This is a genomic window from Comamonas resistens, assembly GCF_030064165.1.
GTDB lineage: Bacteria > Pseudomonadota > Gammaproteobacteria > Burkholderiales > Burkholderiaceae_C > Comamonas > Comamonas resistens.
In genome coordinates this window covers 5,064,033-5,090,131 of sequence record NZ_CP125947.1, presented here as the reverse complement: position 1 = coordinate 5,090,131, position 26,099 = coordinate 5,064,033, and the positions used below count along the sequence as shown (strand labels likewise).

The 26,099-nt window shown below is 61.8% G+C and carries 25 protein-coding genes; 8 read left to right on the top strand and 17 right to left on the bottom strand.

All coding sequences use genetic code 11. From position 1 onward, the window contains the following. Positions 1-17: 17 nt before the first annotated feature. Positions 18-740, bottom strand: coding sequence for a glutathione binding-like protein (locus QMY55_RS23790; RefSeq protein WP_283486545.1), 723 nt, complete (start codon positions 738-740; stop codon positions 18-20). A 236-nt stretch (positions 741-976) separates the two neighbouring features. On the opposite strand from QMY55_RS23790, the gene QMY55_RS23785 reads away from it, so the two are divergent. Continuing rightward, the gene (locus QMY55_RS23785; RefSeq protein WP_283486544.1) at positions 977-2,020 is read left to right on the top strand and encodes a Bug family tripartite tricarboxylate transporter substrate binding protein; all 1,044 of its coding nucleotides are present in this window, start codon (positions 977-979) and stop codon (positions 2,018-2,020) included. A 17-nt stretch (positions 2,021-2,037) separates the two neighbouring features. Here QMY55_RS23785 and QMY55_RS23780 read toward each other — a convergent pair whose 3' ends face one another. Next, on the bottom strand, positions 2,038-2,919 hold the full coding sequence (locus tag QMY55_RS23780) for a LysR family transcriptional regulator (RefSeq protein WP_283486543.1): 882 nt from the start codon (positions 2,917-2,919) through the stop codon (positions 2,038-2,040). A 163-nt stretch (positions 2,920-3,082) separates the two neighbouring features. Here QMY55_RS23780 and QMY55_RS23775 point away from each other — a divergent pair, with 163 nt between their 5' ends. Beyond that, positions 3,083-3,901 carry a substrate-binding domain-containing protein gene (locus QMY55_RS23775; RefSeq protein WP_283486542.1) on the top strand — a complete coding sequence of 273 codons (819 nt, stop codon included), beginning with the start codon at positions 3,083-3,085 and terminating at the stop codon, positions 3,899-3,901. A gap of 66 nt (positions 3,902-3,967) precedes the next feature. Here QMY55_RS23775 and QMY55_RS23770 read toward each other — a convergent pair whose 3' ends face one another. Beyond that, a complete protein-coding gene (locus QMY55_RS23770; RefSeq protein WP_283486541.1) occupies positions 3,968-4,468 on the bottom strand; it encodes a DUF1439 domain-containing protein in 501 nt (166 codons plus the stop codon). Positions 4,469-4,836: 368 nt separating this feature from the next. Here QMY55_RS23770 and QMY55_RS23765 point away from each other — a divergent pair, with 368 nt between their 5' ends. After that, positions 4,837-5,499, top strand: coding sequence for a DUF924 family protein (locus tag QMY55_RS23765; RefSeq protein WP_283486540.1), 663 nt, complete (start codon positions 4,837-4,839; stop codon positions 5,497-5,499). A 265-nt stretch (positions 5,500-5,764) separates the two neighbouring features. On the opposite strand, the gene QMY55_RS23760 is transcribed toward QMY55_RS23765, so the two are convergent. The 8 genes from QMY55_RS23760 to QMY55_RS23725 all read right to left on the bottom strand — a co-directional run bounded on the left by QMY55_RS23760 (position 5,765) and on the right by QMY55_RS23725 (position 12,825). Then, positions 5,765-6,856 carry an acyltransferase family protein gene (locus QMY55_RS23760; protein WP_283486539.1) on the bottom strand — a complete coding sequence of 364 codons (1,092 nt, stop codon included), beginning with the start codon at positions 6,854-6,856 and terminating at the stop codon, positions 5,765-5,767. A gap of 424 nt (positions 6,857-7,280) precedes the next feature. Further along, positions 7,281-8,060 (bottom strand): sterol desaturase family protein, encoded by a 780-nt coding sequence (locus QMY55_RS23755; protein WP_283486538.1) that lies wholly within the window; start codon positions 8,058-8,060, stop codon positions 7,281-7,283. 51 nt (positions 8,061-8,111) lie between these two features. After that, positions 8,112-9,077: a transporter substrate-binding domain-containing protein gene (locus tag QMY55_RS23750; protein WP_283486537.1), complete on the bottom strand. Its 966-nt coding sequence runs from the start codon at positions 9,075-9,077 to the stop codon at positions 8,112-8,114. 170 nt (positions 9,078-9,247) lie between these two features. After that, positions 9,248-10,096: a tRNA-uridine aminocarboxypropyltransferase gene (locus QMY55_RS23745; RefSeq protein WP_407650571.1), complete on the bottom strand. Its 849-nt coding sequence runs from the start codon at positions 10,094-10,096 to the stop codon at positions 9,248-9,250. Between the two features lie 69 nt (positions 10,097-10,165). Continuing rightward, complete coding sequence (locus QMY55_RS23740) at positions 10,166-10,903, bottom strand: hypothetical protein (RefSeq protein ID WP_283486536.1); 738 nt, start codon at positions 10,901-10,903, stop codon at positions 10,166-10,168. 399 nt (positions 10,904-11,302) lie between these two features. Further along, complete coding sequence (locus tag QMY55_RS23735; protein WP_283486535.1) at positions 11,303-11,914, bottom strand: class I SAM-dependent methyltransferase; 612 nt, start codon at positions 11,912-11,914, stop codon at positions 11,303-11,305. Between the two features lie 70 nt (positions 11,915-11,984). Further along, the gene (locus QMY55_RS23730; RefSeq protein ID WP_283486534.1) at positions 11,985-12,227 is read right to left on the bottom strand and encodes a hypothetical protein; all 243 of its coding nucleotides are present in this window, start codon (positions 12,225-12,227) and stop codon (positions 11,985-11,987) included. 214 nt (positions 12,228-12,441) lie between these two features. Beyond that, positions 12,442-12,825, bottom strand: coding sequence for a VOC family protein (locus tag QMY55_RS23725; RefSeq protein ID WP_283486533.1), 384 nt, complete (start codon positions 12,823-12,825; stop codon positions 12,442-12,444). A 92-nt stretch (positions 12,826-12,917) separates the two neighbouring features. Between QMY55_RS23725 and QMY55_RS23720 the strand changes: the two genes are divergently transcribed. After that, positions 12,918-13,493 (top strand): flavin reductase family protein, encoded by a 576-nt coding sequence (locus QMY55_RS23720; RefSeq protein ID WP_283486532.1) that lies wholly within the window; start codon positions 12,918-12,920, stop codon positions 13,491-13,493. A gap of 139 nt (positions 13,494-13,632) precedes the next feature. Here QMY55_RS23720 and QMY55_RS23715 read toward each other — a convergent pair whose 3' ends face one another. Then, complete coding sequence (locus QMY55_RS23715) at positions 13,633-15,033, bottom strand: aspartate ammonia-lyase (protein ID WP_283486531.1); 1,401 nt, start codon at positions 15,031-15,033, stop codon at positions 13,633-13,635. A gap of 319 nt (positions 15,034-15,352) precedes the next feature. Then, the gene (locus QMY55_RS23710) at positions 15,353-16,285 is read right to left on the bottom strand and encodes a pirin family protein (RefSeq protein WP_283486530.1); all 933 of its coding nucleotides are present in this window, start codon (positions 16,283-16,285) and stop codon (positions 15,353-15,355) included. Between the two features lie 234 nt (positions 16,286-16,519). Here QMY55_RS23710 and QMY55_RS23705 point away from each other — a divergent pair, with 234 nt between their 5' ends. Next, positions 16,520-16,801 (top strand): hypothetical protein, encoded by a 282-nt coding sequence (locus tag QMY55_RS23705; RefSeq protein WP_283486529.1) that lies wholly within the window; start codon positions 16,520-16,522, stop codon positions 16,799-16,801. A 135-nt stretch (positions 16,802-16,936) separates the two neighbouring features. On the opposite strand, the gene QMY55_RS23700 is transcribed toward QMY55_RS23705, so the two are convergent. Then, on the bottom strand, positions 16,937-17,353 hold the full coding sequence (locus QMY55_RS23700; RefSeq protein ID WP_283486528.1) for an OsmC family protein: 417 nt from the start codon (positions 17,351-17,353) through the stop codon (positions 16,937-16,939). 285 nt (positions 17,354-17,638) lie between these two features. Here QMY55_RS23700 and QMY55_RS23695 point away from each other — a divergent pair, with 285 nt between their 5' ends. Further along, entirely contained in the window at positions 17,639-18,976 is a 1,338-nt protein-coding gene (locus QMY55_RS23695) for a hypothetical protein (RefSeq protein WP_283486527.1), read from the top strand. 2 nt (positions 18,977-18,978) lie between these two features. On the opposite strand, the gene QMY55_RS23690 is transcribed toward QMY55_RS23695, so the two are convergent. The 3 genes from QMY55_RS23690 to tkt form a co-directional block, all read right to left on the bottom strand. Then, positions 18,979-20,481 (bottom strand): rhomboid family intramembrane serine protease, encoded by a 1,503-nt coding sequence (locus QMY55_RS23690; RefSeq protein WP_283486526.1) that lies wholly within the window; start codon positions 20,479-20,481, stop codon positions 18,979-18,981. Positions 20,482-20,760: 279 nt separating this feature from the next. Beyond that, complete coding sequence (gene gap, locus QMY55_RS23685; protein ID WP_283486525.1) at positions 20,761-21,759, bottom strand: type I glyceraldehyde-3-phosphate dehydrogenase; 999 nt, start codon at positions 21,757-21,759, stop codon at positions 20,761-20,763. Positions 21,760-21,899: 140 nt separating this feature from the next. Next, the gene (tkt, locus tag QMY55_RS23680) at positions 21,900-23,945 is read right to left on the bottom strand and encodes a transketolase (RefSeq protein WP_283486524.1); all 2,046 of its coding nucleotides are present in this window, start codon (positions 23,943-23,945) and stop codon (positions 21,900-21,902) included. Between the two features lie 311 nt (positions 23,946-24,256). Between tkt and QMY55_RS23675 the strand changes: the two genes are divergently transcribed. Both QMY55_RS23675 and QMY55_RS23670 read left to right on the top strand, forming a co-directional pair. Next, the gene (locus QMY55_RS23675; RefSeq protein WP_283486523.1) at positions 24,257-24,985 is read left to right on the top strand and encodes a nucleotidyltransferase family protein; all 729 of its coding nucleotides are present in this window, start codon (positions 24,257-24,259) and stop codon (positions 24,983-24,985) included. Continuing rightward, complete coding sequence (locus QMY55_RS23670) at positions 24,982-26,022, top strand: hypothetical protein (protein ID WP_283486522.1); 1,041 nt, start codon at positions 24,982-24,984, stop codon at positions 26,020-26,022. The genes QMY55_RS23675 and QMY55_RS23670 overlap by 4 nt, the downstream gene beginning before the upstream one ends. Positions 26,023-26,099: the final 77 nt, after the last annotated feature.

The following is a 26,099-nucleotide window of genomic DNA, read 5'->3' as shown; positions in this document are numbered from 1 at the left end:
TCTCGGGACGCTGCTGATCAGCCGCGTGGCGGAATGTTCAGACCTTTTTGCACTCCGGGCCGCGCCACAAAGGAGGCCAGCACGCGCTGCAGCTGCGGGAAGTTCTTCCAGCCGACCAGCTCGCCGGCGTCGTAGCCGCTTTCCTCCACCATATTGCGCACCCAGGGCCAGATGGCGATGTCGGCAATCGTGAACTGCTCGCCCATGATCCACGGGCGGCCCAGCATGCGCTGCTCCAGCACGCCCAGCAGGCGTTTGGATTCGTTGATGTAGCGGTCGCGCGGGCGCTTGTCCTCGAAGTCCTTGCCGCCGTACTTGTGGAAGAAGCCTACCTGGCCAAACATGGGACCTACGCCGCCCATCTGGAACATCAGCCACTGCAGCGTTTCGTAGCGCGCTGCGGGTGCTGCAGGCAGCAAGGGGCTGCCGGATTTTTCGGCCAGATAGATCAGGATGGCGCCCGACTCGAACAGGGCCAGCGGCAGGCCGCCCGGGCCTTGCGGATCGATGATGGCGGGAATCTTGTTGTTGGGGAAGGTGCCCACAAACTCGGGCGTGAGCTGGTCGTTGGTCTGGAAGCTGACCAGATGCGCCTCGTAAGGCAGCTGCATTTCCTCCAGCGCAATCGACACCTTCACGCCGTTGGGCGTGGGCAGCGAGTACAGCTGGATGCGCTCGGGGTGCTGCGCAGGCCATTTACGGGTCACGGAAAATTCGGCGAGTACTTGGGGTTGCGTCATGAGTTTCCTTCGGAGCGTGTTGGCAATCTCTTGGCCCCCGCAGGGGCAGTTGGCGTGGGCTGGCAGGCCGCGGCGCAAAGCTCTCGATCATCCTACCTGTTGTCATGCGGGCTTGCAGGCAGCGATGCCAATTGGAGATGGGGGGCAGATGCGGGTACGCAGATTCCCTCATCAGGGGCGGCGCTTCACGGGGTGATATTGGGTGCTTCATAAGAAGTGAATCACGGAGACATGACATGCATCAGCTTCCCCGCAGCCCCCATTCTTTCTTCATGGATGAAGAGGTTTCTTCTTGCGCTTTGCTGTCTCGGCGGCAAGCGCTGGGACTGGGCGCTGCCGCACTGGGTGCGGGGCTGGCGCTGGTCAGCGGTGCTGCAGTGGCTGCAGGATTTCCAGAACGTGCCGTGACGGTCGTCGTGCCGTATTCGCCAGCCGGTGGCGTGGACATCGTGACCAGGCTGGTCACCACGCCCATGGCGGAGTTTCTGGGCCAGTCCATCGTGGTGGAAAACAAGCCCGGCGGCGGCACCAATATCGGCATGGCGGCGGTGGCACGCGCCACGCCCAATGGCTATACGCTGCTGACGGCCTCGAATACGCTGACCACCAACAAGGCGCTGTACTCCAAGCTCAGCTTCGATCCGGCGACCGACCTGATTCCGGTGGGGCGCATAGGCGAGGCGCCGCTGGTCGTCGTGGTCAACGCCAAATCGCCGTACAAAAGCCTGGCCGAACTCATCACCGCGGGCAAGGCCAAGCCCGGCGCCCTGTCCTATGGCACGGCAGGCGTGGGCAGTTCGGGCCATATGGCCAGTGCCTTGCTGGAAAAGGCAGGGCAGTTCAAGGGCGTGCATGTTCCCTACAAAGGTGGCTCCACCGCCGTGACAGATCTGCTGGGCGGACGTCTGGACTTCATGGCGATCAACCCGCTGGAGGTGGCGGGCCATGTGAGCAGCGGCAGCCTGCGCGCCTTGGCGGTGCTCAACAAGGATGGCTCGCGCCTATTGCCCCAGGTGCCTACTGCGCGCTCCCTGGGTGTGGATGTGCAGGCCACCGTATGGTGGGGCCTGGTGGCACCCAAGGGAACACCCGAGGCCGTGGTACAGGCCCTGAACGCAGCGCTCAACAAGGCGCTGACCACGCCGGCAGTCACTCAGACGCTGGCCGATATGGGAGCCACGCCCATGGGCGGAACACCGGCCCAGTTCGGCAGCTTCATACAGGCCGAGACCCGGCAGCTCGGCGAAGTCATCCGGGCTGCCGATATTCGCGCGGACTGATGCGCGACACGGACTGCTCAGCGCAGCAGCTGCCAGAACATCTGCACGCAGGGTGATGGCGCCTGCTGCATGCTGACCAGTGCAATGCGCGAGTGGCGCGCGGCATCGGTCAGCGGCAGCAGCACCACGCCGGGCGGGCAGATGCGCTGATAGACGCTGGGCACGATGGACAGGCCCAGCCCGGCGGCCACCAGTGCCAGCATGGTCGAGGTCTCGCGCGCCGGCTGGGCGATGCGCGGCACAAAGCCCGCTTCGCTGCACAGCGCCAGAATATGTTCGTGCAGACCGCCACCGAGCACGGCCGGATGCAGCACAAAAGCCTGATCGGCCAGATCGCTCAGTGCGATGGGGTGATTCACCGCTGCTGCCTGGCTGGCGGGCATGGCCAGCATCAGCTCGTCACGCCACAAAGTCTGTTCGCGGATCGGCACGGGAATGCGAAAGGCTGGCGAGGGCCGCATAAAGCCGATGTCGATCTGCCCGGCCGTCAGCGCCGCGATCTGCTCGCCCGTGGTCATGTGCTGCAGATCGAGCTCCACCTGCGGGTGGCGGCTGCGGAAGTCGCGCAGCATGGCCGAGAACTCGTCGAACAGCGGCACCGATGCCGTGAAGGCAATGCGCAGCCGCCCGGCCAGGCCATGGGCCGCCATGCGCACCAGCTCGCCCGCCTGCTGGTGCAGCTCCACGATCTGCCGCGCTTTTTCCTGCAGCAGCAGGCCTGCAGGCGTCAGTGCCACGGCGCGGCGTGAGCGCTCGAACAACTGCGCCCCCATCTCCTGCTCCAGCAGGCGGATCTGCTGGCTCAGCGGGGGCTGGCTCATATGCAGGCGCTGGGCCGCACGGCTGAAATTCAGTTCCTCGGCCACGGCCAGAAAACAGGTAAGGCGACGCAAATCCATAGGACGATTTTCGTATCAAGTCCAGACGCAAACGGTATTGGACGGACGGGCCGTGGATTTTCACAATGTGCTCCGTTGAGAAGCTATGACAAACATAGCTGTTTGCGTTTGCTGCGCAAAGGTTTGAAGCCATTTCAACTTAAAACAATACGGAGACATAGCGATGAACAAGCCCTTTACCTTTTTGACGGCCCGCCGCGCGCTGCTGATCAGCGCCGTGGCCCTGGCCGCCGGTTGTGCCCAGCAGGCCCCGAAGCCGCAGCCGGCACCGGAACCTGTGCGCCTCATGACTTCGGGCGGCTTTACTGCGGCGCACAAATTGCTGGCACCCCAGTTCACGGCCCAGACCGGCATCGCGGTCGAGTCGGCCTATGGCTCGTCCATGGGCGCATCGCCGACCTCGATTCCCAACCGTCTGAGCCAGGGCGAGAAGGCCGATGTGGTGATCCTCGCGCGGGGTGCGCTGGACCAGCTCGCGGCCCAGGGCCTGGTGGTACCAGGAACCCAGATCGACCTGGTGCGCTCGGCCGTGGGAGTGGCGGTAAAGAAGGGTGCACCCATCCCCGACATCAGCAGCGAGGACAAGCTGCGCCAGGTGCTGCTGAACGCCAAGAGCATTGCCTATTCGGCCAGCGCCAGCGGTACCTACTACGAAACGCAGATGCTCAAGAAGCTGGGCATTCACGACCAGGTCATGCCCAAGAGCAAGAAGATCGTGACCGAGCGTGTGGGCACCATAGTTGCGCGCGGCGAGGCGGAAATCGGCCTGCAGCAGGTCAGCGAGCTGCTGCCGATCGAGGGTGTCAGCTATGTGGGAACGCTGCCCGATTCGGTACAGCACTACACCTTCTTTTCGGCCGGTACAGCCAGCACATCGACCAACCCCCAGGGGCTGGAGCAATTGCTCAAGTTCTATACCTCGCCCGCTGCGGCCAAGGCGATTCGCGACACGGGGCTGGAGCCTGTCGCCAAGCCGCGCTGAGTCCGGTCTCGACAACAAAAAAGCCCGCATGGCTGTGGCCTGGCGGGCTTTTGGCGGTGCGGCGGTTCAGCGCTTGGCGTCCTGCGGGGTTTTCTGCAGCAGCTGCACGGTCAGGCCTTGCGGCGTGACGGTGATGGTGCCGGGCTCCATGGCCATGGCTTCGACCAGGGCCAGCTCCTTGTCCTGCAGCTGATACAGCACGACCTGGCCCATGGCCTGCTCCGCCAGAGCCGTGGAGTAGGTGGCCAGCATATCGCTGAGAGCCGGGGCCAGCCCGTCCATGCTCAGGCTGTTGACCTTGATCTGATAGGCGCGCAGCGTGCGGTCCGTGGGCTCGTAGCGCAGGGAAAAATCCACATTGAGCAGGCCGCTGTATTTTTCCTTGAGCACCTTGCCGCTGAGCTCGGCCGGAATCTGGGCATTGATGGCATTGCGCTCGGGCACCATGAGCAGTTGCGGGGCACTCAGATTGAGATGCAGCAGCCCTGCGACGGGGAACTGTCGGGGAAAGCGGGAGGAGACCATTTCCTGCAGCTTTTGCTGGCTCACGCTTACGCTGCTGGGCATGGATTTGCCAGAACAACCTGTGGCGGCCAAGCCTGCGCCGACCACTGCCAATACCAACCATGAGCGCCTATTCATCACAACAGCCTGACTCCGCAAACAAATAAACCCGATGCCTTGAAACCTGTTGAAACATCAGCGCATGGCGCTATGTTTTTTGAGTCAGTCATTTTCTCTCCTGACTCTAATCCCCTGAGTCCCAGTGGATGATTGAAGTTCCAGGTTTCCGTACCAATCCGGCATCTGGGGACGGCGTTTTCTAACGTCCGGAGCGTCAATTCGTTGACATGGCTGAAGCCGGGCTGACAACTTTGCCTGCGGCCAAGGTTGGCCTGCCCTGGTTGGCAGGGTCCTGAAGTCACAATGCTTGCATGACTGACAATGCAAACCCCTCCTATCTTCAGGCGCTGAGCGCGGTTGTTGCGGATGCAACGCTGCCCGATCAGGTGTTGACCCAGTGGCTAGGCAGTGCCCGGCCCAGCAACGGCGAAGCCCTGCAGCACAAGGCACAGTGGTTCACCAAATCGCCTGCTTTTGACGAACAGCTGCGCGAGCGCTTTGGCCTGGCAGTGGAGGCGGCCCTGGGCGGCGCACTGCAGCATTGGAGGAACGAGGGACCCTGGGGACATCTGGCTCTGGTGCTGCTGCTCGATCAGTTCACCCGCAACATTCACCGCAACACGCCCAAGAGCTTTGCCGGGGACGCCCAGGCGCTGACGCTGGCGCTGGAAGCGCTGGACAGCGGGGCTGACATGGAGCTGCCCGAAGTGGTACGCGTGTTCATGTATCTACCGCTGGAACACGCCGAAGACCCCGCCATGCAGCAGCGCAGCGTGGCGGCTTTCGAGGCCTTGGCGCAGATGGCCCCGGATGCAGAGACTCGCGAATATCTGGCGGGCACCCTGGACTATGCCCACCGTCATCAGGATGTGATTGCGCGTTTTGGACGCTTTCCGCACCGCAACCCCATCCTGGGCCGTGTCAATACGGCCCGGGAGGAGGAATATCTGGCCCAGCCAGGCTCGGGGTTTTAAGAGCGTGTTCACGATCTCTACGCAGCCGCGTTGAAGCGCAATCGGGATGAGTTCGAAGCGGTGGCTCGCCGCTTGCACCGGGGTGCAAGCAAGAGTCAACGCGCAGAAATCGCCCGATTTCGCTTCAACCCTTCGGGACGGTGGCTTTGCGGGCAGTCTGCGGCGTTGCAAATCCTCGCAATAGCATGGCTATTGCTGCGGTATTGCGTCTTGCATCCCCTCCCGCAAAGCCGCTGTCGCGGCGCGAGAAGGTCGTGAACACGCTCTAAGACCCGCGCGTAGCTTCGCGCAGCCCCGGCTCCTGCCGGGGTTGGGGAGCCGGGCGCTGGCTGGTATCGCGGCGGCGCAGAGCCCAGCGCTCGACCGTGTAGAAGGACAGGGCGGACAGCGCTGTGGAGATCAGCAGGCCCGCAATCACGGTCACCTGCCAGGAATAGTCGGCACGCAGATAGCGCACCACGGGGTAATGCCAGAGGTAGATGCCGTAGGACAGCTTGCCCAGGCGCACCAGCAGCGGTGCGGTCAGCATTTCATAGACCAGGCCCGAAGGCTTTTGCACGGCCAGCAGCACCACGATGGCCGCGCACTCGACCACGGTGATGCCCCAGACCATGGCGTGCTGGTCGTCCCACTTGAGTTCCATGATCAGCGGTACGGCCAGTACCAGCCACATGGTGTAGCCGCGCAGCGATTGCAGGCGCTCTATCCACTGGGGCTTTTCGATCATCAGTGCGGCCAGCAGGGCGCCGGCAATCAGGCCCGAGGCGCGGGTGTCGAAGCGAAAGAAGATCTCGTAGAACTGCTGGCCCTGTGCCACCCAGAAAAAGCGCCACAGCGTGCTCAGCACCCACAGTGCCAGCAGCGGTGCCCAGACACGGCCGGGCATGGTCTTGCGCAGCAGCAGCACCAGAAGCGGCGGCCAGATCAGGTAGAAGTGCTCCTCCACCGACAGCGACCACATATGGAGCAGGGTGTCGGGGCTGTCGAAGAAGGCGATGCCGTAGTCCGCGAGGTAGAGGATGGAGACCAGGGCGTCCGAATAGATATCGGTGAGGTCCGGCCAGATGAAGGGGGCGAAGATGCAGTAGGCGCCGAGGAAGAGCGCCAGCGCAGGCATGAGCCGGAAGAAGCGTCGGCGGTAAAAGCGCCAGTAGTCGAGCTTGCCATGCTGCTGATACTCCATCAGCAGCAGCGAGGTGATCAGGTAGCCGCTGAGCACGAAAAACAGGTCGACGCCGAAGAACGCGCCATCGAACAGCGGCGCATGGGCATGCGAGAGGATTACCAGCAGGATGGCCACGCCTCGCAACCCATCGAGCGCAGGGTTGTAACGCAGCTTGTACACGGACTCCACCAAAACCGGACACCTTTCCTTTCGCCCGGGCACGGGCCGGGCTTGCAATGGGCAAAGCAGCCGGACTGCTCGTCCGACCACCAGAGTATTCAGAAATTTGCGCAAGAAGCTGGTAACAGCGCTTTGCAGTGGCCACAGGGCCTGGACGCATGCGCGGCGGGCGCGACATGCAGTGGCTTGGCAGGATGACTATGGGGGCCGTGGGGTCACGACATTTGTATGGCGTCAGGGCCAAGCCGAGGGTGCTGCCCGAGCGAAATCAGGCAGACGCGGGCGATTTGAACAGATTTTTTCCGGCAGCCCAAGCCTTGAGCCGAGCCTGGCAGGGGCAATGCGCGGGATTGAGGCGCAGATTCGGAACTGTTTTAACAATTAAGTACAAAAACAGTGGGTTTCGCTACAACCATCTACGCAGTTTGCTATCAATTTAGCGGGTGCTGTGCGATTTTTTGCGGCCACAGGCCGGGCCGCTCAGATGCACATCGCGCCACAGCAGCATCTCGGCCACGCGCTCGGACTTGTCTTCGTCAAAGCCCAGCTTCTGTGCCCGCTCGGCCGGGTTGGTCCAGGTGCCGAACAGCATGTCCCACAGCGGCAGGCCGTAGTTCTGCGCATGGTGGCCATGCCGGTGGTGCACGGTATGCATTTCCGGGCGCTGAAGCACATAGCCGAGCCAGCGCGGCGTGCGCAGGTCGGCATGGGTGAACAGATCGAAGGCCGCCGTCAGCCCCAGGGCCACGGCCGCCGCCGCCGGGCTGGCGCCCAGCACCCAGTAGCTGGAGATCACGCTCAGCAGCATGGCAGCGCAGGAGTCCAGCGGGTGGGCGTAGAACGAGGTCAGCACCTCGATGCGACGCGCGCTGTGATGCAGCTGGTGGAACACGCGCCACAGCAGATCCGAGGCGTGGGTGGCGCGGTGCCACCAGTAAAAGACAAAGCTGGTGATGAAAAAGCTCAGCAGCCCCACCAGCAGCGGGTTCCAGCGTGTCCCCAGATCGAAAAGCGCATGCTGGCGGATTCGCTCTTCCAGCAACCAGCCCAGCGCCAGTGTGCAGACCAGCGTCAGCGCGCCCAATGCACTGCTGTAGATCAGCCAGCGTCGGTCGCAGAGATTGCGCGAGGCGGGCGCAATGACTTCGCGCGTGAAGACCGCCACAAACATCAGTGCAATCAGCGGATAGACCAGATACTCCAGCACGACAATCATTCCCCTTTGAGGTTTGCCTTGCAGTCTATCGGCTGATGTGACTTTTCCGCTTTATTGGGGCAATACAAACTGCTCCAGCGGTATGTCGTTGGGTGCGGCCAGCTGCTTCTTCAGCACCTCGCCCATGGGCAGGTTCAGGTTCACGTTCTTGGGCGGAATCGGCTGCATAAACCATTTGTTGTAGAGCTTGTGCAGCTCGCCCGAGCGGATCATCTGCAGTATGGCGCCGTCCACGGCCTTCTTGATCTGCGGGTCGTTCTTGCTGAACTGGATGGCAATCGGCTCGGCACCAATCACCTCGCCCACGATCTTGTAGCCCTTGGGATTCTTGCTCTGGCCGATCACGCCGGCCAGCATGTTGTCGTCCAGCACAAAGGCATCGACACGGCCGGATTCCAGCAGCAGAAAGCTCTCGAACTGGTCCTTGCTCATCAGCGTCTTGAAGTTCAGATCGTTGTCGCTGGCGTACTTGCGCAGAATCTGCACCGCTGTCGTGCCCGTGATGGCGCCCACATTGCGGCCTTGCAGCTGCTTGAAGGAGGTGATGTCCGAGTCGGCGCGCACGGCCATGCGCACCTCGCTGACATAGGTGGTCAGGCCGAAGGCCACCTGCTTCTGGCGCGTTAGGTTGTTGGTCATGCTGGCGCAGTTGAAGTCGGCCGTGCCGTTGTTGATCAGCGGCATGGTGTTCTGCGGTGTCAGCACCATGTATTTGAGCTGGGCCCTGGGCGCAATCGCATGCACCACGCGCTCGCACAGCTCCATGTGATAGCCGACGAACTTCTCGTTGGCACCGATCGCGTAGGACATGGGGACAGCGGCTTCGCGCACGCCCAGCACCACGGTGCCGCCGGCCTGCCAGCGCTGCAGCGTGGGAGAGGCGGAGACGTCGAAAGCTGTGTCGATATTGGCGCCGATCTGGGCGGCATCCACCTTGCCCGACTTGCCAGCTGCCATGGCCGAACCTGCGCACACCAGCGCCGCCGTCAGCCAACCCCATTTCAACGACTTGCCCATCACCCACTCCAGAAAACAAAAAGCGCCTAGACCCATGGTCATCGGCGCTCATTCACCAACCCCGTCCGGCACAGGCCTCGTCCCGCGTGAGGCCCAGAGCCGCATTGTCGTTGCTGGCTTATCGCTTTGAGTGGAATGCTTATTCCTGCGGCAGACGCATGCCTCGCGTTTCACGAGGTGGCGCCCATCCGCTCGCGCAGCCGCTGGTGAGCTTCGCTCTGTGCATCGGCGCTTTGCTGGTTCTTGGCCTGCAGATAGCGCTCGGTGAACACACCCAGATAGGACTCCAGCACCTGACCGGCGCGCGTGTCGCTGGCGTCGCCTACCAGCTCCAGGCACAGGGCCGCGACCTCGCTGGTACAGAAATGATCGTCGCGCTTGGATCTGCGCAACTGATAGCGCGAAAGCTGGTCTGGATGCAGGCTCAGCACCGGGAAACCGTCGAGGTAAGGGCTTTTGCGAAACATCTTGCGCGCCTCGGACCAGGTTGCGTCCAGCAGTACGAACAGCGGCCGCTTGTCGGGCTGCAGTGCGGTCTGGCCCTCATGGAGCGCATGCACCACGCGCTCGGGCCGGTCTGCGTATTCGCCGGGAAATACCACAAAGGGCTGCCACTGCGGGTCGTTCAGCAAGGCCAGCAGTTCAGGGTCGACTTCGGTGCGTGACCAGCCGTACGCGAAGCAGTGCTTGACCACGTCGGCGATCAGCCAGCCGGTGTTACTGGGCTTGAGCGGTTCGGCGTCATGCATCAACAGGCAAAAACCGGCGCGTGTGGCCAGTTCGGGTCGCAACTGGCACATGCAATGCGTGGGGCGCAGGCGGCAGCCTTCGCAGCGCTCACCGCGCGGGCCGCCGCGGGCCAGAAAAGGCCGCGTGCTGCGCGCCAGCCGCGCCTGGCGCAATCGCGAGACCGCGTGCGGCGCCAGGGCGGAGCCTATGGTCTGCAGCTGGCTCAGCAAGATGGGCACACCAAGCGAATCGGGCAGCTCAGGCGAAGGCAAAGGCGTGGAGGCAGGCACGGCGGATAGCGGCAAGTTCAGGAACAGGAGCGCGGATTGTCCGTCTTTGCCAAAACCAATGCTGGAGGCTTAGTTGCAGTCGCCTTGCTCGAACTTCAGGCCGCGACCGAAGCTGAAGACCGTGGGCTTGGCGTTCTTGAGGCCTGGTGCAATCACGTCCTTGAAGCGCTGGGGCTCGCAGTTGAAGCGGGTGTCGAGCACATAGTCCTCGGATTCGGCCTTGGTCATGGCGTCGCGCCAGGCGCTGGTGGCATCGAGCACCGCATCTTCGACCATGGGGGCCTGTACAGAGAAGTCCATAAAGCCCGTGGCGCGCGAGCCTTCGGCCTGCAGGTAGACCACGGGGTCTGCAGCGTTGCCGCAAAGGGTCAGACAGTCGGCGTAGTAGTTGCCGCCCAGCAGTTGCTCGAAGCGACCAAAGCTCAGCTCTGCCAGCTTGGTGGCAGGCTCGCCAGCCATGGAGCCCAGCACAGGCGCCAGCGACAGATTGCAGCTGGGGGTGATGCTCACTTCCACGGAGTTGACGACCTTGTCCGCATCGTCGCTGACCAGCGTGACCTCGCAGCCGTCCGTGCGGAACTGGTGACGGTGTTGCTCGGAGCGCATGGCCGGACCGGCAATCTTTTCCACATAGGCCAGGTTCATGCCTATGGTTTCGGTGTCAAACAGCTGGTCGATCACACGCTTGGTTTCTGGTGCAGCAGCGGCTGGAGTTGCTGCAGGCGGCGTTGCGGTTGCGGGCGCCGGGGCTTCATTCTTGGAATCCGAGCAGCCTGCCATCAGGGCTGCCGCAGCGATTGCTGCCATCACTGCACCCATCTTCAGCCCGCTATATGGCAACCAGCTGTTTTGCATACTTCACCTTTTTTATTCTGAAAAGCCTCGCAATATAGGGGCAGGCCTGCAAAACACCAAGCGGTCTGCGTGCCGATGGGCTTTAGAACGTGTTCACGATCTCTACGCCGCCGCGTTGGAGCGCAATCGGGATGAGTTCGAAGCGATGGCTCGCCGCTTGCACCGGGGTGCAAGCAAGAGTCAGCGCGCAGAAATCGCCCGATTGCGCTCCAACCCTTCGGGACAGTGTCTTTGAGGGCGGTCTGCGGCGTTGCGAATCCTCGCAATAGCGCGGCTATTGCTGCGGTATCGCGCCTTGCATCCCATCCCGCAAAGTCACTGTCGCGGCGCGAGGAGATCATGAACACGTTCTTAGCCACCCACACACTCCAGCTCGAACAGCGGCAGCTCGGCCTTGCGGCTCAGCCATACGCCGCCACCCAGTTCCTTGAAGCAGGGCTGCAGGCCGCGGCGGTAAAGCTCGGCGCGGTGGCGGTACAGGCGTGCATCGGTCAGGTCTTCGTCGATAATGTCGCGCTCATAGTCCTCGCGGGCCACGGCCTCGATATACAGGCCGCCGCGTGAGAGCGAGCCCAGATTGGCCAGCGCCTTTTTCAGGTCGGCAGGGCTCAGATAGGGCAGCACGCCCTGGCAGATCACCAGATCGAAAGGCTGGCCATCCTGGGGCTGCCAGTCCACCACCGAACCCTGGGCCCAACCATAGCGTTCGCACAGATAAGGGCTGAACTCCACGCCCTGGTAATGCACGCCGGGGAAATGCTGCTCCACCGCCTCGCGCCACAGACCGATGCCGCAGCCCATATCGAGCACCCGCCGCACGGGAACGCGCAGATAGGACAGATAGGAGCAGACAAACAGGCCCAGGCGGCGGGCATGCTCGGGGTCGATCACGCTGGTCTTCTTGTCAAAGTAAAAGCGCTGGTAATAGGCTTCATCAAACCATTCATTGCTTGCGGATTGCACCTGATTTCCTTGGGTCCGTAAAAACAAAACGGCGCCGCAAAGGCGCCGTCACAGCCAGAGGGATACGCGCTCAGACGCGGCCGATGACGGACCAGCCCGCCTTCTGGTTCTGCTTGTTGTTCTCATAGTCCCAGACCGTGCCGCAGCGCTCGCAGACATAGCGGGTCACCGTCACGGTGCTGGAGCCGCGCTCTTCCTTGCGGTTGCCGCGCTGCATCAGTTCGGCATGGCCAGGGGCCTTGCGCCAGTTGCGCTGAATGCCGGCACAGGCGTCGCACAGATGTTCTTCGGCGGGGTTGGTGGTCTGGGTCATGACAAAAACAATCTAAAAGCCTGGGCCGCAAAGTTGCTGCCCAGCCCGCATTGTGCTGTGCAGCTTCCATCTGCGTGCAGTCCGTCCGATTAGTGCAGCCGGGTTGCCGGGATAAGATTTCAAAGAAATCGGCTTAAAGCGCTTTCTGGATAAGCGCTATGTGCTCATGTTTTTGAATGAATGATGGTAGCCGATCCAGGCGAGGCGCTGGCGCTCAGGCCTTGGGCGGACGGTACAGCAGGCAGATCTTGTTGCCGTCCGGGTCGCGCAGATAGGCCAGATACAGTGCAGCAGGACCCTCGCCACGCCAGCCTGGTGCGTCTTCAATCGAGACGCCGCCAGCGGCCACGCCTGCCGCATGCGAGGCATTGACCTGCTCTATGGATTGCGCGGCAAAACCTGTGGTCGCACCATTGCCCGCAGTGGCCGACTCGCCGTTGATGGGGGTGGAGATGGCAAACGTACCCGTGGGGCTGCGGTAGAAGAAGCGGTTGCGATTGGCGATGCCGGGCGCAATGCCCAGCTGGCCCAGCAGCGCATCGTAAAAATGCTTGCCGCGTTCCAGATCATTCACACCCAGCATGATGTGGCTAAACATGGTGCTCTCCTTGAGGTTTGTCGGTTCAGGTAAAGATGCGATGCATCGTAGCGGCTTCACGCCTGCTTCCCTGTCACCTGCATTTTCTCGCCATGTCCCCTGAACACTTCACGCCCGTCCCGCTGGACAAAGCCTATCGCCTGCTCAACCACGGACCCACGGTGCTGGTCTCTGCCCGGCATGAGGGCGAGCACAACGTCATGGCCGCCGCCTGGGCCTGCGCACTGGATTTTGCGCCGCCCAAGGTGACCGTGGTGCTCGACAAAGCCACGCGCACCCGCGTGCTGGTTGAAGGCAGCGGCCTGCTGGCGCTGCAACTGCCCACCGCAGGCCAGGCGGCCATGACGGTGGCGCTGGGCACGGACAGCGCGATGACCATGCCCGACAAACTGCTTCGTCATCAGGTGGCGCTGTTTGAGGCGCCCGGTTTCGATCTGCCGCTGGTGGAAGGCTGCGCCGCCTGGCTGGTCTGCAAGCTGATTCCCGAGCCGCACAACCAGCAGACCTATGACCTTTTCATTGCGGAAGTGGTGGCCGCATGGGCGGACGAGCGCGTGTTTCGCGATGGTCACTGGGAATTCGACAGCGCACCCGCCGAGCTGCGCACGCTGCACTATGTGGCGGGCGGCCAGTTCTTTGCGATTGGTGAATCGATCTCGGTGAAGTAAGTATGTTTTTGGTCTGTAGCGCTTGATGAGAAAGCGCTGACAGCTATCTTTTTTAATACTTACGAAAAGGAAAAGGGCATGCCCGTGAAGAACATGCCCTCAAACTCGCCAAAGCCCGGGCCGCAAGCGGCCCTGTGCATCAGGCGGCGCTCAGCGCACCGGCCCGGGTCAGCTTGTCGGCCACCAGCAGCTTTTTCATGTCTGCGGCGCTCATGATGCCCAGCTCTTCGGCCACCACGGCAATCTGCTTGCCGTTGGCAATCGCGGTCTTGGCGATCTTGGCGGCCTTTTCGTAGCCGATCAGCGGGTTCAGCGCCGTCACCAGCGTCACGGACTCGGCAATACGGGCGTCCAGCAGTGCTTCGTTGGCCACGATGCCTTCCACGCAGTTCACTTGCAGTGTCTTGCAGGCGTTGCTCAGATGGGTCAGGCTCTTGTGCAAAGCCCAGGCCATCAGGGGCTCGAAGGCGTTGAGCTGCAGCTGACCGGCTTCCACGGCCATGGTGATAGCGGCGTCGTTGCCTATCACTTCAAAGCAGACCTGGTTCATCACTTCGGGGATCACGGGGTTGACCTTGCCGGGCATGATGGAAGAGCCCGCCTGGCGCGCGGGCAGCTTGATGTCGCCCACGCCGGCCTGAGGGCCGGAGGACAGCAGGCGCAGATCGTTGCTGATCTTGGAGAGTTTGACGGCCACACGCTTCAAGATGCCGGAAATGTCGGCAAAAGCACCGGTGTCGCCGGTAGCCGCGATCAGGTCCCCGGCCTTGACCACGGGCACGCCCGAGATTTCAGCCAGCGCCTTGACCACGGCATCGGCATAGCCCACGGGGGCGTTGATGCCGGTGCCGATGGCGGTGCCACCCATGTTCACCTCGGTCATCAGATAGGCGGATTCACGCAGACGCTTTTCATCGTCGGCGATCATGGCGGCAAAAGCGGCGAATTCCTGGCCCAGCGTCATGGGCACGGCATCTTGTAATTGTGTGCGGCCGATCTTCAGGATGTGGGCAAATTCGCCAGCCTTGGCTTCAAATGCAGCGCGCAACTCGGCCAGGGCGATCAGCAGCTTCTGGATGCCAGCATAGGTGGCGAGCTTGACGGCCGTGGGATAGGAGTCGTTGGTGGACTGCGAGGCATTGACGTGGTCATTCGGGTGAATCACGTCGTAGCTGCCTTTGGGCAATCCCAGGTGCTCGAGGGCACAGTTGGCGATCACCTCATTGGCGTTCATATTCGTGGAGGTGCCAGCGCCGCCCTGAATGACGTCGACCACAAACTGCTCGTGCAGCTTGCCGGCGATCAGGTCGTCACAGGCTTGGGAAATCGCGGTGGCTTGAGTGATATTGATGGAGCCCAGCTGCAGATTGGCTTGGGCTGCGGCCTTTTTGACAAAGGCAAAAGCGCGGATCAGCTCGGGCATGTGAGCCACCGAGTGACCGGTGATGGGGAAGTTCTCCACTGCGCGTGCGGAATGAACGCCCCAGTAGGCGTCGGGAGGAATGGTTTTGATGCCGATGAAATCGTGTTCTTGACGCATGGATCTGCTTTCTTGAGGTCGGTAAGGGTTGGCCGCGTCTGGTCTGATATGGCTCAAACGTGGCAACGCCCCGGACAGAGAAGGCGGCGGTCGCGTTCTCGTGGCCAGGGCGTTGGGCCGAATTATGAAAGCAAGATATGCATGGGTCCAAACGTTTCATGCATAACGTTGGGTGGGCTGCTTGCGTCTGCCGGATATGCTCTTAAAAGTGTTTAAATCTTTCTAAAAATCCGTAAAACGCCATCCTGGGTTTGATGCGTTGTTTCTTTTCGCACTATTTTGGTGCGAAAAGAAACGAGGTCTTCATTCGGCTGAGCGCTTATTTGGATGCGCGCAGCGCCATGCCTTCCAGCGAAGGTGCATGCAAAGGCTTGAGGGGCGATGCCACGGGCGGGCCAAAACGACGTGGGGCACCGTCGATCATGGGCGCGTCGGTGGCAGCTTCCGCCTCCCACTGTGCGCGTGCCTGTTGCATGTCCTCCGTGGTGCGGGCCACGAAGTTCCACCACAGCAGGATGGCCTCGTCCATGGGTTCCCCGCCAATGATGAGCAAGCGGCTGTCCGGCGCGCACTCCAGCGCCACGGATTCGATGCCGGCGGGCAGGTAAAACAGCTCCTGCTCGGGCAGGGGCTGGCCCTCTACCGTGACATGACCGGACAGACTCATGACGGCGTGCTCAAAGTCCGTCCGCAAGGGAAAGCTGGCGCGTGCAGTACCGGTATTGGAAGAGGCATGCAGATCCACTGCCATGAGCGGCGAGTGCACCTCGGCGGGTGCGGTCAGACCCAGCGACTCGCCGGCCAGCACGGTGGCCCGATAGTCGCCGATCTGCGCACCAGGCAGGTCGGGGTAGTGCTGAAAGCGTGGCGGGATATGGCGGTGACTGTCGGGCAGGGCAATCCACAGCTGGGCTGCATGTACATGGGTGGTCTGGCTTTCTTCCGAATGCGCAATGCCGCGACCGGCGGTCATCAGATTGACCTGGCCGGGGCGAATGATCTGTTCGCTGCCCAGGCTGTCGCGGTGCAGGACTTCGCCGCGGATCATCCAGGTGAAGGTCTGCAGCCCGATATGGGGGTGAGGGCCTACCTGCATGCCGGGCGGCGGCGGTTCGGCAGGACCGGCATGGTCGAGAAAGCACCAGGCACCGACTTTGCGCAGGGCGCGCTGGGGAATGGCGCGGTGAATGGGGATGCCCCCGACATCGGCAATGCGGGTCGGAAGACGTTGTAAGTTCTTTGATTCACTCATGACAAATCCTGACGGCAAGGGCTTTGAGTGTGCAGGGAAATGCAGTTTTTGTGCAATCAGGCGGCAGAATCAGCCAGCGCTTTGCACGCAGTTACATACGCAGGGCGATTCAGCCGCCTGGCTGACAGCGGCTCGGCACAGAGTCGGTTACTTTGAAAGCACGAGCCCGCCCAGGGGCTCTTCGACAGGCGCCAGTCGTGCGCCGTGAACCCAATATTGGCAGGAGGAATAGAGATGAGCGAACAAACTACCCAAGGCAACCAGATCTCTGCCGTCGAAGTCCAGCAATACCCTGAGCACTTTGAAGCTCGCGTGACCGGCAAGGTGGAGCACCGTGTGGGCGACGGCCCTTCCGAGGAAATTCCGGTCGGCACGGCGATGAAGGTGGATACCGCCATCGCCAGCTATGTGCTGTCCTGGCTGGACCCCAAAGACCAGCAGCCAGAGACCGCCTATCTGGCCAAACGCGAGTTTGAGCACTATGTGGAAGTAGGGGCGCTGGAAGTCTCTGTGTAATCGGATTACATGCGCCGATGAGCAAAGCCCTGCAAGTGATTGCAGGGCTTTTTTCATCGCCGGGCCGCCCCAAGGTGAAAACCCCCCCTCGGGGGGCTGCGCACTACGCGAAGCGAGGAAGCGTGGGGGCCATTTTCATGCCTGCTCGGTTTCAGCCAAGGCAGTGGGAATGGAAACCTTGCCCTCCAGCAGCTTGTGCACGGGGCAGGCATTGGCAATCTGCAGCAGGCGCTGGCGCTGTTCCTCATCCAGAGCGCCATGCAGCGTAATGCTGCGCGTGATCTGGTTGCCGTCGGCTGGCTTGCCTTCGGCGTTGAGCCTGAGATCTACCTCCACGTAGCTCAGCGGCCATTGCTTGCGAGCTGCATACATCTGCAATGTGATGGCTGTGCAGGCTCCCAGGCCCGAGAGCACGAGCTGCATGGGTGTTGGTGCGGTATCGGCACCGCCGTCGGCCACGGGTTCATCGGCATGCCAGGTATGGCCTTGCTCATCGGTCAGGGTGACGCGGTAGGGCTGGTCGCCGCTTTTTGCGTGCGCGTTATGAATCATTGGTTTTATCTCCATCAAACAGCGAACACTTTACGTGCTGCATGCTTGTCCGCAGTCTGCCAAGGTAATGCGGCAGATGGCTTTGGGTTGCTCTGGCGCAATATCGAAATATCTGCCGGGGCCATGGCCGTGAAAATCCATAAACCGTGATGATTCACGGTGATTGCCGAAAATTCCGGCAGGCCCGTGATTCAGAATTCGGGCAAAGCCATGTCTGCGGTATTGAGGGACTGGGCCGGCAGGCGTATGGCGCAACCTTTGAGAAAAAAGAGCGGGGAGAAAGCATTGAATTCCATACGCGGAGCCAGACAGGCGCAAGATTCCTCTGAATGGAAAATCCCACCTTTCTGGCAGAAGATCAACAGTTTCTTTCTCTTTCCGCTGCAGACCGAGCCGCTGATTTTTGCTCTGGTGCTGTCTGTATGCAGCTATGGCCTGACATTTGGCCTGCTCGGCGCGATTGCGGTGGGGCTGGGTTTGATGCTGGCCGTCAGCCGCTATGCATTCAAGGTGTCTGCATTCGCTTCGCGCGGCATTACCCACAGCTCTGATTTCCGCCGCGACCAGGAGGACCCCGGCTGGAAATGGCTGCCGTGGAAATTCTTTGGCGTGCTGTTTGTCTTTGGCCTGTTGATCGGTTTTCTGGCGAGCAGCAGTTTGACGCTGGGCGTGATTGCCAATCTGATCGTGGCATTCCTGATTCCGGCGACCTGGATGGTATTGATCAATACCCATAGTCTGAGTTCGGCCATCAATCCCTTTGAGCTGCTGGCCACGATTTTCGGTATCGGCAAATCCTATTTGCTGCTGTGCTTTTTCCTGTTTCTGCTGCAGCAGGGCTCACCCATGGTGGTGGAAATGCTGCTCAAGGTCGGCAAGCCTGCAGTGGTTTTGCCCCTGGTGTGTTTTGCGTTGATTTACTTCACCTGGGTCATGGCAGCCATGATTGGCTATGTCATGTACCAGCACCATGCGGCATTGGATATCGACCCTGTGCAGGCCCCCGAGGGTGTGGCCACGATTCAGATGGACCCCAGGGAGCAGGAGTCCAAGCGCCGGGACACCGCAATCGCCCGGCTGGTGCAGGACAACAGGATGGACGAGGCCGTGAATCAGGCGCGTGAATGGTGGCGTGAGGACCAGGAGAGCCTGCCCGATCAGCGCCGCTATTTCCGCGTGCTCAAGCTTACCGAGAAGGGCGATGCGCTGGCCGATCTTGGACAGAGCTTCATTCCGATGCTGATGGCCCAGCAGCGAGCCAGCGAGGCACTGGAGGCCTGGGTCAGCTGCGTCAAGCGCAAGCCGGATTTTCAGCTGGCCTCGGCCCAGGCCAGCCACGAGCTGGCGCAGCAGGCATGGCAGGCAGGCAAGCCCAAATATGTGCTGATTCTGGGCAAGAACTTTGAAAAGCGCTTTGCAGGCAGTGCACTGGTTCCGTCCATGCTGGAGCTGGTGGTGCGAGCCTACAAGCAAGGCCTGGACCAGCCCATGCAAGGCGTCCATGTCTATATGCGCATGAAGCAGCTCTTTCCCGAGCATGCCTCTACCCGGGAGGTGGAATGGGTGTTGCGTGACGAGCTGGAACAGCTGGGTGCAAAGCCTGGCGGCGGGGCAGGCGCGTAATTTCAACTTTGCAGGGCCAGCCAGCGGGTCACCGGGTCCTGCGGTGCTATTTGCTGCAATGCCGGCAGCCAGGCCCGGGCCTGCTGTGTCTGACCGGACTGGGCCATGCCATTGACCAGCAGCAACAAGGTCGCGGGCCAGTGCGGATGGTCCGAAGCCTGCTGCAGAGACTGGCACAGCTTCTCGGCTTCTGGCAGGGCGCCTATGCGCACAAAGCTGCGCACCAGGCCATGCATGGTGTCTGCGCTGATGCGCATGCCGGGCTTGGCGCGCTGGCGGTAGCTGCGGTAGCTGGAGAGCTGCAGCTGCCGCTCGGCATCGGTGGTGGCGGGCAGCTTGAAGATCAGTCGCGCCGCGCCATGAAAGTCCTCACCGCCAGGGTGATGACGGGCGCTTTCGAACCAGGCCTTCAGAATGGCAGGGTCCCTGGGGGCCAGCCGCGCGGCCTCCCGCCAGGCTGGCGCCGCACGGCCGAAATCCAGGGCGTCAGTAAGGCGCTGCGCACGGGCCACGGCATCGGTCAGCGGCTTTGCGGCGGCCCTGGCCAGTTCCTCTTCGTTGACGGGAGCCTCCACCGTCTGCAAGCGCATATAGACCCACATCAGCACGGCCCCCGTCAGCAGGCCACCAAAGTGAGCCATATAGGCCACCTGCTTGCCGCCCCACAGGTGCTGGAGCAGCTCCACCCCCATCCACACCGGCAGCATGACCAGGGCCGGCCAGGTGGCGTAGTTGAAGTAGAACAGCAGCATGTAGAAAAAGCGTATGCGCCGCATGCGGTACATCACCGCATACATGGCCATCAGCGCTGAAATCGCGCCCGAGGCCCCCAGGCCGTAGCCGCCCATGCCGGCATAGAACATCAGCGCAAACAGCGACGCCCCCACACCGCCGACCACGTAAAAAGCCAGATAGGTGAAGGAGCCCAGGGCGAGTTCCAGCGTGAAGCCGAACAGGAACAGAAACACCATATTGCCCAGCAGATGGCTGGTGCTGCCGTGCAGAAAGATGGAGGTGAAGGCCTGCAACGGCTGCCAGCCCGCGCCCGGCTCATAGCTCATGGACCAGCGTTCGGTAAAACTGCTGCGTGGCTCCAGTGGCGCAAACTGCTTGCGTGCGGTCTGCCACTCGGCATGTCGGGGGTGGCTGGTCGTGATGATCTGACCAGTCAGCAGGCGCTGGCGAAACCTCTTTTCCTGCCACATCAGCGCATAGAGCTGCCCATAAGCCTTTTGCTTGTACAGCGCTGCTGCAGCCTGTAGCACGCTGCGCTCATAACGGGCGTTGTCCTGTGCGGACTGCTCCTTGAGGTGAGCCAGAAACGGCGGCAGCTCGATGGCTGGCAGATCCGTCTTGGCATAGACCTGCGCCGCGCGCTCCACCACTTTTTCCTCGGGTGCTTGCCAGCCCCAGAAGATCAGGCAGTTGATGACGATGAGCAGCACCGTCATCCAGGGCGGGCTGCGCCATGAAGGCTTGTTCTCAAGAGGAATGGCAAGAAACATGAATGGGCGGCAAAAATCGACGCACGAGAAGTTGAGGACCTAGGCAAACAGGGATGCACCAAGGACTGCAGCCCTGAGGCGAAGCTCTTGCCTGAACCTGATTGGTGTAAGCCATGAAATTGTTGCCGACTGTAGCGCAGCCTCCGTTTTCTGCCTTTGACGCGTACTGAGGGACGCGCAACAAAAAAGCCAGCATCGTTGCCGATGCTGGCTTTTTGATAGCTATTGGCGCTTATCAGATAAGCGCCAGAGCCGGTTTTGGCTTGTAATCCGCGAGGATTACTTGGCCACCACGCGCACCATTTCCAGGCACTTGTTGGAGTAGCCCCATTCGTTGTCGTACCAGGACACGACCTTCACAAAGGTCTTGTCCAGGGCGATACCGGCTTCGGCGTCGAACACGGAAGTGCAGGTTTCACCGCGGAAGTCGGTGGCCACCACCTTGTCTTCGGTGTAGCCCAGCACGCCCTTCAGGGCGCCTTGGGACTGGGCCTTCATTTCGGCGCAGATTTCTTCGTAGCTGGCTTCGCTGTTCAGTTCCACGGTCAGGTCGACCACGGACACGTCGGAAGTGGGCACGCGGAAGGACATGCCGGTCAGCTTCTTGTTCAGCTCGGGGATCACCACGCCCACGGCCTTGGCAGCGCCAGTGCTGGAGGGGATGATGTTTTCCAGAATGCCGCGGCCGCCGCGCCAGTCCTTGTTCGAAGGGCCGTCCACGGTCTTTTGCGTGGCGGTCGCTGCGTGCACGGTGGTCATCAGGCCGCGCTTGATGCCCCACTTGTCGTTGAGCACCTTGGCCACGGGAGCCAGGCAGTTGGTGGTGCAAGACGCGTTGGAGATGATGGCTTCACCCTTGTAGGTGCCATGGTTCACGCCGAACACGAACATGGGGGTGTCGTCCTTGGAAGGAGCGGACAGGATGACCTTCTTGGCGCCGGCGTCGATGTGCTTCTGGGCGGTTTCCTTGGTCAGGAACAGACCGGTGGATTCGATCACCACGTCGGCGCCGACTTCGTTCCACTTCAGGTTGGCGGGGTCGCGCTCTTGCGTCAGGCGGATCTTCTTGCCGTTGACGACCAGGGTGTTGCCTTCGACGGAAACTTCGCCGTCAAAACGGCCGTGCACGCTGTCGTACTTCAGCATGTAAGCCAGGTAGTCGGGCTCCAGCAGGTCGTTGATGCCGACGATTTCGATGTCGGAGAAGTTTTGCACTGCGGAGCGCAGCACGTTGCGGCCGATGCGGCCAAAACCGTTGATGCCTACCTTGATCGTCATAGTTGCCTCGTCAATAGTGAGTAATGAAAAACCGGTACAAATTGTGCCCGGACTCCAAAGCCTGAGGCTTCGTCCGGATGGCTGATGGCGGCAATAGCGCACATTTCAGCTGGAAAAAAGGGGCACTAGGCCCCTTTTGCTTACTTGGCAGCGTTCTGCAGAGCGACCTGCACGGTGTCGGCCACGTTCTCGGCGGTGAAGCCGAAGTGCTTGAACAGCACGCCTGCGGGAGCGGACTCGCCGTAGGTGTCGATGCCGACCACGGCGTCGCAACCGTACTTCCACCAGAAGTCGGTCACACCCATTTCCACGGCCACGCGGGGCAGGCCTGCGGGCAGCACGGCCTTCTTGTACTTCATATCCTGCTTGTCGAAGGTCGTGGTGCTGGGCATGGAGACCACGCGCACGGCGATCTTGCGCTCGGCCAGCAGCTTCTGCGCGGCCATGGCCAGTTGCACTTCGGAGCCGGTGGCGATGATGACGGCCTGGGCCTTCTTCTTGAAACCGATGTCCTTGGGCTCGCTCAGCACATAGGCGCCGTTGGCGATATTGTCCAGCGCGTCTTCGGACTTGGGCGAGTAAGCCAGGTTCTGGCGGCTCAGCAGCATGGCTGTGGGCTTGTTCTTCTGGCTCAGGGCCACGGTCCAGGCCACGGCGGTTTCCGTGGTGTCGGCGGGGCGCCACACGTCCAGACCGGGGATCAGGCGCAGCGAAGCGGCGTGCTCGATGGACTGGTGGGTGGGGCCGTCTTCGCCCAGGCCGATGGAGTCGTGCGTGAAGACGTGGATCACGCGCTGCTTCATCAGGGCCGCCATGCGGATGGCGTTGCGGCTGTAGTCGGAGAAGGTCAGGAAGGTGCCGCCGTAGGGGATGAAACCGCCATGCAGCGCCACGCCGTTCATGATGGCGGCCATGCCGAACTCGCGCACACCGTAGTTGATGTGGCGGCCGATCTTGCCGTCTTCGGTCTTGACCACGGCACCCTTGGCGTCCACGCGGAAAGCGGGAGTGGACTTGGTGTTGGTCAGGTTGGAGCCTGTCAGGTCGGCGGAGCCGCCCAGCAGCTCGGGCAGGGCTGCCGTCAGGCCTTCCAGAGCCAGCTGGCTGGCCTTGCGGCTGGCCACGGTGGCGCCTGCGTCATGGGCGTCGGAAGCGATCTTGGCGGCGATTTCACCGAAGTTGGTTGGCAGCTCGCCAGCCATGCGGCGTGTGAAGTCGGCGGCTTGCTCGGGGAAGGCCTTGGCGTAGGCTGCGAACTTGTCGTTCCATGCGGCTTCGGCCTTGGCGCCCTGGTCCTTGGCATCCCAGTCGGTGTAGACATCGGCGGGGATTTCGAAGGGACCATAAGTCCAGCCCAGAGCCGCGCGGGTCAGCGCGATTTCTTCGGCGCCCAGAGGCTCGCCATGGGCCTTGGAAGTGTCCTGACGGTTGGGCGAGCCCTTGCCGATGTGGGTCTTGCAGCAGATCAGCGTGGGCTTGTCGGCGCTCTTCTTGGCGGCAGCGATGGCCTTGTCCACGGCGTCCACGTTGTGGCCGTCCACATCGCGGATCACGTTCCAGCCATAGGCTTCAAAACGGGCAGGCGTGTTGTCGCCGAACCAGGGAGCGACCTGGCCGTCGATGGAGATGCCGTTGTCGTCCCACAGGGCGATCAGCTTGTTCAGCTTCCAGGCGCCAGCCAGTGCGGCGGCTTCATGCGAGATGCCTTCCATCAGGCAGCCGTCACCCATGAACACGAAGGTGTGGTGATCCACGATCTCGTGCTTGGGCTGGTTGAACTCGGCGGCCAGCAGCTTTTCGGCCAGGGCAAAGCCCACGGCATTGGTGATGCCCTGGCCCAGAGGGCCGGTGGTGGTTTCCACGCCGGGAGTCACGCCCACTTCGGGGTGGCCGGCAGTCTTGCTGTGCAGCTGGCGGAAGTTCTTCAGCTCTTCGATGGGCAGGTTGTAGCCGCTGAGATGCAGCAGCGAATAAATCAGCATGGAGCCATGGCCGTTCGACAGGATGAAACGGTCACGGTTGGCCCAGTGAGGGTTCACGGGGTTGTGCTGGAGGTGGCGGCTCCACAGTGCCACGGCCATATCGGCCATGCCCATGGGGGCGCCGGGGTGACCGGAGTTGGCTTGTTGAACGGCATCCATTGCGAGTGCGCGGATCGCATTCGCCATTTGTTGAGTGTTGGCCATCAGGGCGCTCCGTAAAGGAGGGTGTTATTCGGGGGAAGCCCATCATTTTAAAGGAGGGGAAATTTTCGCAGGTGCAGTGCGGGTCAATGCTCTACAGTGCAACCCCAGAAACCGGCCGTTCAATTCCATTTTTCATGACTTCCCAAGACTCTACAAAACCCGCTGTGTCATCGCTGGTGGCTCCAACTCAGGACGCGCCCCAAGCCAGGGACACCGAGCAAGGGCCTAGGCCGGCCGCGCCGTCCCACAGCGAGGGTGTCGACCCCCTGGGGGGAAGCGGCGCAGCCACTCAGGGGGGGCAAGTTTTTGCAATGCTCCTGGCTGCAGGCCGTGGCGAGCGCATGCGGCCGCTGACCGATATCACGCCCAAGCCCTTGCTCAAGGTGCAGGGTGTGCCGCTGCTGCAGCACCATCTGCAGTCGCTGATAGCGGCAGGTGTTGAGCACGCGGTCATCAATACCGGCTGGCTGGGCGAACAGATTCCCACGTACTTTGGCAGTGTTTTTGCGCTAGAGCCCAATGCGCAAAAGCGTCAGCAGCTATCGCTTTCATACTCGCAAGAGCCTGCGCAGGCCTTCGAGACCGCAGGCGGCATCAGCCGTGCATTGCCGCAGCTTGGCCAGGTGTTCTGGCTGGCCGCAGGTGATGTCTATGCGCCGGACTTCCACTTTCCTGCCGAGGCTGCGCAGGCCTTTGCCCAAAGCAAGGAACTGGCCCATCTATGGCTGGTGCCCAATCCCGCACACAACCCGCGTGGCGACTTCGGCCTTGCCGATGGCAAGGCACTGGACCTGCCCGCTGATGATGAGCGACCACGCTACACCTATAGCACTATTGCGCTATTGAAAAAAGAGCTGTTTGCGCAGCCCTGGTTTGAGGTCGAGCCCGGAAACCCCCAAGGCCTGCGCGCGCCGCTGGCCCCGCTGCTGCGCCGTGCCATGGCCGATGGTCTGGTGGGCGCGTCGCTTTACACCGGCCGCTGGGTTGATGTGGGCACGCCCGAGCGGCTGGCCCAGCTCAATCAAACCGAATCCGCATGAGCCTGCGCAGCATTGACTGGCCAGACTCGCCCATCGTCCATGCCTGCACCGCGCAGGCCAGCTGGGGGCAGTTGCTGCTGCTGACAGAAGATGGCGCCTTGCATGGTCTGGATCTGGACAGTGGCCGGAGCCGGCAATTGGCAAAGCTGGAGCTGCCCGAGCCCACGGCTCCCACGCCTTACTGGCCTCATGGTTTCAAAGTGCATTGCGCGCTCAGTGGCGACCATGCGGTGATTGCCGATGATGGCGGCATGTTTGGCGTGCTGGTGAACTTGCGTACGGGCGAGCCTGCCGCACAGCTTTTTGGTGGTGACTATCACCCCAGAACAGTACCGTTTTCCATCGCCTTCACCCGGCATCAGGGGCGCGATGTGTTGCTTCATCGCACGGACTGGAACCGGCTTGACGCGATGGATTGCGCCACGGGCGAGAACCTGACCGAGCGCGATGGACTGGAGTTCGGGCAGCCGCACTATCTGGACTATTTTCACGGGCGTTTGCTGCCCAGCCCTTCGCAGCAATGGCTGCTGGACGATGGCTGGGTCTGGGCGCCCGTGGGCATTCCCACCGTGTGGTCTGTGCCGGCCTGGCTCGATGGCAACCGCTGGGAATCCGAAGATGGCCCCACGCGCCGCCGCATTGCGCAGGGCGAGGGTTGGAACCAGCCCTGTGTGTGGCTGGACGATGCCCGCATCGCCATCTGGAACGTGGGCAACTGGGATGACGATGGATTTGCCGACTGCATGTACGCACCGGGCGTGGTGATTTTCGATATTCACGTGCCCAGACCCGATGAAGGTCACAGCGGACAGGTCTGGCCCATGCCTGACCTGCCTCGCGCTCAGCATCTGCATTGCGTGAATGGACGGCTGATGGTGGTGGGTGAAGGTCAGAGCTGGCTGTGGAATGTAGACACGCGCAAGCAGCTGGCCCACTGGCCTGATTTCGCGCCCCAAGGCTGGCACGAACAACGTCAGCAACTGCTGGAATGGTCAGCGCAGCAGATCAAGGTAGTTGATGCAAAAAATGCGTTCTGACGCTTGTTCATCAGGCGTTGCCAGCTATTGATTCGGGAGCTGTTTGTGGCTTGCCTGGATGCTTGCCATGGCAAGCA